The organism is Micrococcus sp. LASM2_SD2, from assembly GCF_057364565.1.
This window is the reverse complement of record NZ_JBNFOB010000105.1, coordinates 1-7,588: the sequence shown is the minus strand read 5'-3', so window position 1 is coordinate 7,588 and position 7,588 is coordinate 1. Positions and strand designations below refer to the sequence as shown.

The following is a 7,588-nucleotide window of genomic DNA, read 5'->3' as shown; positions in this document are numbered from 1 at the left end:
CGCGGCCGGCCGCTCCGCTGGCTCAGGCGGTCTCGGCCGCCGCCGACCGGCCTGCCGTGCGGCCGGAGAACAGGCAGCCGCCGAGAAAGGTGCCCTCCAGCGAGCGGAAGCCGTGCATGCCTCCGCCGCCGAACCCGGCGGCCTCGCCGGCGGCGTACAGGCCCGGGATGACCTGCCCGGCGGCGTCCAGCGCCCGTCCGCCCAGGTCCGTGTGCAGACCGCCGAGCGTCTTGCGGGTCAGGGTGTGCAGGCGCACGGCGATCAGCGGCCCTGCCTTCGGATCCGTGAGGCGGTGCGGCGGCGCGGTGCGGATGAGCTTGTCCCCCAGGTACTTCCGGGCGGTGCGGACCTCGTCCAGCTGCGGGTCCGCCCCGGGGGTCTCGGCGCCGGCCTCGTGCTGGGCCACGGCGGCCTGCACCGCGGCCTCGTCCACGTGCGGGCCGTCCGGGACGAGCGCGTTCATCTTCACCAGCAGCTCGGAGACCGTGTCCGCGGTGACGAAGTCCTCGCCCTTCTCCAGGAAGTCCCGCACCGGTCCCGGCATGTCCTGGGTGACGCGGCCGAGGACCTGGCGGACCGAGCGTCCGGTGAGGTCCGGGTTCTGCTCCGAGCCGGACAGCGCGAACTCCTTGCCGATGATCCGGTGGTTCAGCACGAACCAGGAGTGCTCTCCTGCCGGGGCGGTGGGGGCGTCCCCCGGCGCCGAGGCCGAGGCGCCGCGCAGCTCCCCCAGGGTGCCGAGCGTGTCGAAGCCGGCCAGCGCGGGTGCGGTAGCCGGCGGCCGGCGGCCGGCGGCGTCCAGCCACAGGGAGGACGGGCCGGGCAGGATGCGGATGCCGTGGCCCGGCCAGATCGGGTCCCAGTTCTTCACCCCCTCGGTGTAGTGCCACATCCGGTCCGGGTGCAGCAGGCGCGCGCGGCCCGCTCGGCCACGGTGATGCCGGAGCCGTCCACGTAGGCGGGCACGCCGGAGAGCATGTCCTGCGGGGCCGGGCCGAGCCGGGACGGCCAGACGTCCCGGACCCGCTCGTGGTCCGCCCCCACACCGCCGGAGGCCACGATCACCGCGGCGGACTCGATGCGGAAGTCTCCCACCACGGTGCGGTTGGAGGCGGTGCCGCGGGCGCCGTCGTCGTCCGCCAGGACCTGACCGGCCACCCCGGTGACGGACCCGCCGGAGGTGAGCAGCTCGGTCACCCGATGCCGGGGCAGGTAGGTGAGGCGGCCGTCGAAGGCGGCCTGCTCCACCACCCGGGAGAACGGCTCCACGATCCCCGGACCAGTGCCCCAGGTGATGTGGAACCGCGGCACCGAGTTGCCGCCCACGCCGGGGGCGGGGACCTTGCGCTCGGCCCAGCCGACCACCGGGAACAGCCGATGTCCGCGCTCACGCAGCCAGGCCCGCTTCTCCCCCGCCGCGAAGTGCACGTAGGCCTCGGCCCACGCCTTCGGCAGGGCGTCATCCTGGCCCGTGAACCCCGCGGTGGCCTGCCAGTCGGACCAGGCCAGGTCCACGGAGTCCTTCACGCCGAGGCGACGCTGCTCCGGGGAGTCCACCAGAAACAGACCGCCGAAGGACCAGTAGGCCTGGCCGCCGAGGTCAGCGGCGCGCTCCTGGTCGATCAGGACCACGCGACGGCCGGTCTCCAACAGCTCGACCGTGGCGACCAGGCCGGCCAGGCCGTGGCCCAGGACCACGGCGTCGGCGTCGTGGTGGGAGGAGCCGGAGGAGGCATGACGGGAGGTGCGGGAGGAGTGGGGGGAGGGGCCGTGCGACGGGGATGCGTTCATGCGCCCGAGCCTAGATGAGATGCCGGTCACAGAAGAACCGCGCCGGCGGGGTAGGGCACTTTCGCTCGCGAAACGGGAGGGGAGCCACGGCTGAGGCATACTCCCCTGGGCACTGTCGCTAGCGAAACGGGAGGGAGACCGGGCTCCGTGCCCGGCTCTCGCCTCCCGTTTCCTCAGCGAAAGTCTCCCCGGCCCTCCCGTTTCGTCAGCGAAAACGCAGGAGTACGGAGTTCCGCCGGGTGGCCCTCAGACCTCCGGGGCCTCACCGAGGTGGCTCGGGGCCCACATCGCCAGCTTCGTCTGCACGACGACCACGTTGGGGCCCTCCGCGGCGAGGTTCCGCTCGAGGGCCTCGCGGACGTCCTCCACGGCCACGGTCTCGGCCGGGACGCCGAAGGACTCGGCCAGCTTGGCGAAGTCCGGGCGGTCCAGCTCCGTGGCGGTGGCCTGGCCGAAGGCGCCCTCCATGTACTCGCGGAGGATGCCGTAGCCCCCGTCGTCGATGATCAGCCAGGTGACCGCTGCATTGTGCTGGCGGGCCGCGGCGAGCTCGGCGATCGAGTACATCGCCGAGCCGTCTCCGGCCACAGCCAGCACGCGGCCCTCGATGCCCGCCCTGCCCTGGCGGGCCAGACCGAGCGCACCGCCGAACGCCGCCGGAAAGCCGTAGCCGAGGCCGCCGGCACCCTGGGCGGAGTGGAACTCGCCGGACTTGGCGTCCCAGCAGTTCCAGCCCCAGTAGGCGGCGATGGTCATGTCCCAGAAGGTCTGCATGGACTCGGGCACCGCGGCGCGGATATCCGCCATGAGCGTCCGCTCGCGGGAGAGGTCCTGGGCGTCCAGGCGGGCCATGACCCGGCCGTTGACCTCGGCCACCTTGTCCTGCGCGGACTTCCCGTCCCACGCTCCGGCGTCGGCCTCCCGCGCCGGCACGGCCAGCTCCGTGGAGGTGTCCTTCATCCCCAGCACGTTCAGGCCCTCCTGGTACGGGTGGGGCTCGAGCGCCTCGCCGCGCAGCGTGGCGACCAGGGCGGCGAGCGCGGAGCCGGCGTCCGCACGGATGCCGAGGGTCGGGTGGTTGGTCTCCAGCACGCGCGGCTCCGCGTCGATCTGGATCAGGCGGCCGCGGGGCTCCAGGGTGAAGTAGTTCGAGGTGACCTCTCCCAGGGACGAGCCGACCACGAGGAGCACGTCGGCCTCCTCGAGGACCTCGGACACGTAGCGGTCCTCCACCCACGCGCCGAGTGAGAGCGGGTGCCCCCACGGGAACGCGGTGTTGCCGCCGGGCGAGCAGACCACAGGTGCCTGCAGGTGCTCGGCGACCTGCTTCAGGGACTCCATGGCCTGGCGGCCGGAGCGGCGCACACCGCCGCCGGCCACGATCGCCACCTTCTCCGCGCCGCCGAGCCAGCGGACGGCCTCCTCCACGAGCTCCGCACGCGGCGGGTGCTCGTAGGGCACCGCCAGGGCGTCGTGCACCGGCGGGACCTGGACCTCGCCGAGCAGCACGTCCTGCGGGATCTCCACCCACACCGGCCCCTGCGGCACGGTGACGGCCTCGGCCCAGGCGTCCTGGATGGCCGAGGGGATGCCGGAGGCATGGTGAACGGTGTGCTGGGTCTTGGTGACGTTCTTGGCCGAGGCCTTCTGGTCGTCCAGCTGGTGGATCATGCCCTTGCGCCGGGCGCCCAGGCCGGACAGCGGGATCTGGGAGGCGATGACCACCATCGGCACGCCGGTGGCGTAGGCCTCCTGCAGGCCAGCCAGGGAGGTCAGCGCACCGGGGCCGGTGGACAGGAACAGGACGCCGACCTCGCCGGTGGCACGGGCGTAGCCGTCCGCGGCGAACGCCGCGTTGTTCTCCACCCGGTTGGACACGAACTCCAGCGGAGAGCGGGACAGCGCGTCGAACAGGCCCAGGGCGTGCTGGCCCGGGATGCCGAACACGGTGCGGGCGCCGAGCGCGTGGAGGGTCTCGACGGCGAGGTCGCCGCCGTTACGCTTCGGGGCGTCTGCGGTGCTCATGCGGTCTCCTTCTGCGCCTGCTCGGCGCGACGGTCGGCCATCAGGGTGATCAGGTCGTAGGCGACGTGGCTGGCGGCCACGCCAGTGATCTCGGCGTGGTCGTAGGCCGGGGCGACCTCCACCACGTCCGCGCCCACGAGGTTCATGCCGCGCAGGCCGCGGAGGATCTCCAGCAGCTCGCGGGAGGTCATGCCGCCGGCCTCCGGGGTGCCCGTACCCGGGGCGTGGGCCGGATCCAGGACGTCGATGTCCACGGAGACGTACAGCGGGCGGTCTCCGATGCGCTGGCGCAGGATGTCCACGACCTCGTCCACGCCGCGCTTGAACACGTCCGCGGAGGTGACGATGCCGAAGCCCAGGCGCTTGTCGTCCGCCAAGTCCTTCTTGCCGTACAGCGGGCCGCGGGTGCCCACGTGGGAGATGGCCTCCGTGTCCAGGATGCCCTCCTCCACCGCGCGGCGGAACGGGGTGCCGTGGGTGTACTCGGCGCCGAAGTAGGTGTCCCAGGTGTCCAGGTGGGCGTCGAAGTGCAGCAGGGCCACGGGCTCGCCGGCGCGGGCGGAGGCGGCGCGCAGCAGCGGCAGCGCGATGGTGTGGTCGCCGCCGATGGTCATCAGGGAGGAGCCGTCCTCGGTGAGGTCCATGGCGTCCTGCTGGACCATCTCGATGGCCTCGTTGATGTTGAACGGGTTCACGGCCATGTCCCCGGCGTCCACCACCTGGGCCTGCGCGAAGGGAGAGGTGTCCGTGGCCGGGTTGTACGGCCGCAGCGGGCGGGAGGACTGGCGGACATGGCCGGAGCCGAAGCGGGCGCCCGGACGGTAGGAGACGCCGGCGTCGAACGGCACGCCGACCACCTTGATCTCCGGGGCGATGCCCGCGGCCTGCGCCTCGTCCAGGCGGGGCAGCAGGGCGTAGGTGGGGGCGCCGCCGAAGCGGGGCACAAGGGCGGTGTTCACAGGGCCGAGACGGCCGTTCTCCTCGACGCGGGGGATCTCGAGCATCTGGTATGTCCTCTCTGGGCGGTTCGGTTCGGTCTGGTCGGTCTGGTCTGGCCTATCCGGTGCGGGCGTGCCGCACCGGGTCACGCGTGGCCCACGAGGGTCCACAGCACGACGGCGGGGCGGTCGTCCGGATTGGCCCACGAGTGAGGCTCGCGGCCGGGGAAGGTGACGGTGTCCCCCTCCTCCAACAGGTGCACGGCCTCGGTGGTCCGCAGTTCGAGGCGGCCGGTGACCACGTGCACCGCCTCCACGCGGCAGTCCATGGTGTACAGCTCCGCCTCCCCGCGGCCGTGCGGCGCGATGTCCGCGCGCAGGATCTGCAGGTCGCGACTGCCGCGCGGGGTGATCAGGCGCTCGCGGATGCCTTCGCCGCCGAGGCTGACCGCGGGGGCGTCGGCGAGGCGCACGACCGTCACCTCGGGCGCGTCCAGGACGTCGCCCGGGCTCGCGCCGAGCACCTGGCACAGGGTCACGAGCGTGCTCACGGACGGGCTCGTCAGGTCCCGCTCGAGGCGGGAGAGGAAGCCCTTGCTGACGCCGGCCGCCTCAGCCAGCTGGGCCACGGTGAGCCGCCGCGCCTCGCGCAGCGCGCGCAGCCGGCGGCCGATCAGCGCCTGGCCCGGCGTGGTCTCGAGCGGGAGGGCCTTCATCGCGTTCCTCCCGACGTCGGCCAGGCGACATCGACGATGTCGCCCTGGACGACATGTTGTCTGGCAAGCAACATGCGTTTACCGTAGACCCAGATCGTGTGATCGGCAACACGCCGATCGCTCCTGTCTCGCCCACGGCGCCCCCGCATCCCGGCGCCCTGGATCCTCTCGCCCCAAGGACCACCCGTGACCCTCACCCTGACCATCGTCGCCGTCTACCTGGTCGACATGCTCGCCTTCGGCTGGTGGGGCAAGACGCGCGCCCCCAGCTCGGAGGGCTACCTCGTGGCGGGCCGCCGCCTCGGGCCGATGCTGTTCACCGGCACCATGGCCGCCGTCGTGCTCGGCGGCGCCGCCACCGTGGGCGGCGTCGGCCTGGGATACGAGTTCGGGCTCTCCGGCGCGTGGCTCGTGGCCGCCTCCGCCGTCGTCTACGTCCTCCTCAGCCTGATGACCCGGCCCACCGACCCCGCGGTCCTCGAAGCCTGGCGGGTGCGCTCCCGCCACGGCGTCGACGCCGCGGTCTGAGAATGCCGCGGACCGACGACCCCGGGGCCTGTGATCCTCCGACGCCCGCACGATGGCCGAGGCCAGGCGGTGCTGCAGTCGGCGGCGCGCGACCCTTCCCCGGGCTCCCCGCCGGCCACTAGTGTCTCTATACAGCCCGGGACCGGGACTCCCCCTCGGGTTCGCCCCGTCTCCCGCCCCGTCTGGGCCTCGATGGAGACAGAAAGGCAACAGTTCCCATGACCACCAAGAACCGCGCCGTGGCTTTCCACGGCATCAAGGACGTGCGCGTCGACGAGCTGGACTTCCCCAAGCTGGAGATGCCCAATGGCTCCGCCGCCCCGCACGGCGTCATCCTCAAGATCGTCGCCACCAACATCTGCGGCAGCGACCTGCACATCTACCGCGGCTCCTTCCCCGTGCCCGAGGGCATGGTGCTGGGTCACGAGATGACCGGCCAGGTGCTGGAGGTCGGCAGCGACGTCCAGTTCCTGAAGGAGGGCGACCTCGTCTCCGTGCCGTTCAACGTGGCCTGCGGCCGCTGCCGCAACTGCCGCGCCGGCCGCACCGAGATCTGTGAGACCGCCAACCCGGAGCAGGCGTGCGCCGCCTACGGCTTCAATCTGGGCGACTTCCAGGGCGGGCAGGCCGAGTACCTGTTCGTGCCGTACGCCGACTTCCAGCTGCTGCGCTTCCCGGACCGGGAGCAGGCGATGGAGAAGATCCTGGATCTGGCCGTGCTCTCGGACATCCTCCCCACGGCGTTCCACGGTCTCATGGCGGCCGGCGCCAAGCCCGGCTCCACCGTTTACATCGCCGGCGCCGGCCCCGTGGGCCGGTGCGCCGCGGCCGCCGCTCGACTGCTGGGCGCCTCGTGCATCATCGTGGGCGATCAGGACGCCTCGCGTCTGGAGCTGGTGCGCAAGCACGGCTGCGAGACCATCGACCTCTCCGCCACGGAGAACTTGCAGGACGCCGTGAACGACATCCTCGGCGAGCCGATGGTGGACTGCGCGGTGGACTACGTCGGCTCCGAGGCCCACGGCCTGGGCTCCGAGTCCGATGAGATGCAGCCGATCGCGGCCGTGAACCAGGTCCTGGACATCACCCGTCCGGGCGGCGCCACGGGCATCATCGGCATCTACGGACCGGACCCGATCGCGGAGACGAAGGCTGAGCAGGAGGGCACCTTCCCGGTGGACTTCGGCAAGGCCTGGATCAAGTCGCCCCACATCATCGGCGGCCAGGCGCCCATCATGCGCTACAACCGCCAGCTGATGATGTCGATCCTGTGGGATCGGATGCCGTACCTGACGGAGATGGTCAACCCGCGCGTGATAAGCCTGGACGAGGCACCCCAGGCCTACGCGGAGTTCGACCAGGGCTCCGTGGACAAGTTCATCATCGACCCCCACGGCATGATCGCCCGCTGAGCGGTCCGCCTCCGCAGGCACGACGCGCCCTCACCTGCCCGCGCAGGGTGAGGGCGCCGTCGTCGTCCGCGGATCAGGTGGCCGTGCTGCCAGACCGGCCGGCGGCCGTCGTGGGCGGCGGTCGTCGGGCCGGTCGGGGTCGTCTGCTGCGCCCATGCGGCCAGGGCACGGCGGCGTA

General features: G+C 72.4%; 4 protein-coding genes and 2 pseudogenes. 2 read left to right on the top strand and 4 right to left on the bottom strand.

The window, feature by feature from the left end; translation table 11 throughout:
* Positions 1-22 precede the first annotated feature (22 nt).
* The 4 genes and pseudogenes from AC2W7A_RS07045 to AC2W7A_RS07030 form a co-directional block, all read right to left on the bottom strand.
* Positions 23-1,791 (bottom strand): annotated as a pseudogene (locus tag AC2W7A_RS07045) (FAD-binding dehydrogenase).
* Positions 1,792-2,037: 246 nt separating this feature from the next.
* The gene (locus AC2W7A_RS07040; protein WP_485990730.1) at positions 2,038-3,816 is read right to left on the bottom strand and encodes a thiamine pyrophosphate-binding protein; all 1,779 of its coding nucleotides are present in this window, start codon (positions 3,814-3,816) and stop codon (positions 2,038-2,040) included.
* Positions 3,813-4,820, bottom strand: coding sequence for an agmatinase (gene speB / locus AC2W7A_RS07035; protein WP_485990728.1), 1,008 nt, complete (start codon positions 4,818-4,820; stop codon positions 3,813-3,815). Before speB ends, AC2W7A_RS07040 begins: the two co-directional genes overlap by 4 nt.
* An 80-nt stretch (positions 4,821-4,900) precedes the next feature.
* Positions 4,901-5,470, bottom strand: a complete 570-nt coding sequence (locus AC2W7A_RS07030; RefSeq protein ID WP_485990727.1) for an XRE family transcriptional regulator — start codon at positions 5,468-5,470, stop codon at positions 4,901-4,903.
* 228 nt (positions 5,471-5,698) lie between these two features.
* On the opposite strand from AC2W7A_RS07030, the pseudogene AC2W7A_RS07025 reads away from it, so the two are divergent.
* Together AC2W7A_RS07025 and AC2W7A_RS07020 are read left to right on the top strand one after the other, a co-directional pair.
* Positions 5,699-5,932: pseudogene (locus tag AC2W7A_RS07025) on the top strand (sodium:solute symporter); the annotation flags it as partial.
* Between the two features lie 284 nt (positions 5,933-6,216).
* Positions 6,217-7,410, top strand: coding sequence for an alcohol dehydrogenase catalytic domain-containing protein (locus AC2W7A_RS07020; protein ID WP_485990726.1), 1,194 nt, complete (start codon positions 6,217-6,219; stop codon positions 7,408-7,410).
* The last annotated feature ends 178 nt before the right edge of the window (positions 7,411-7,588 follow it).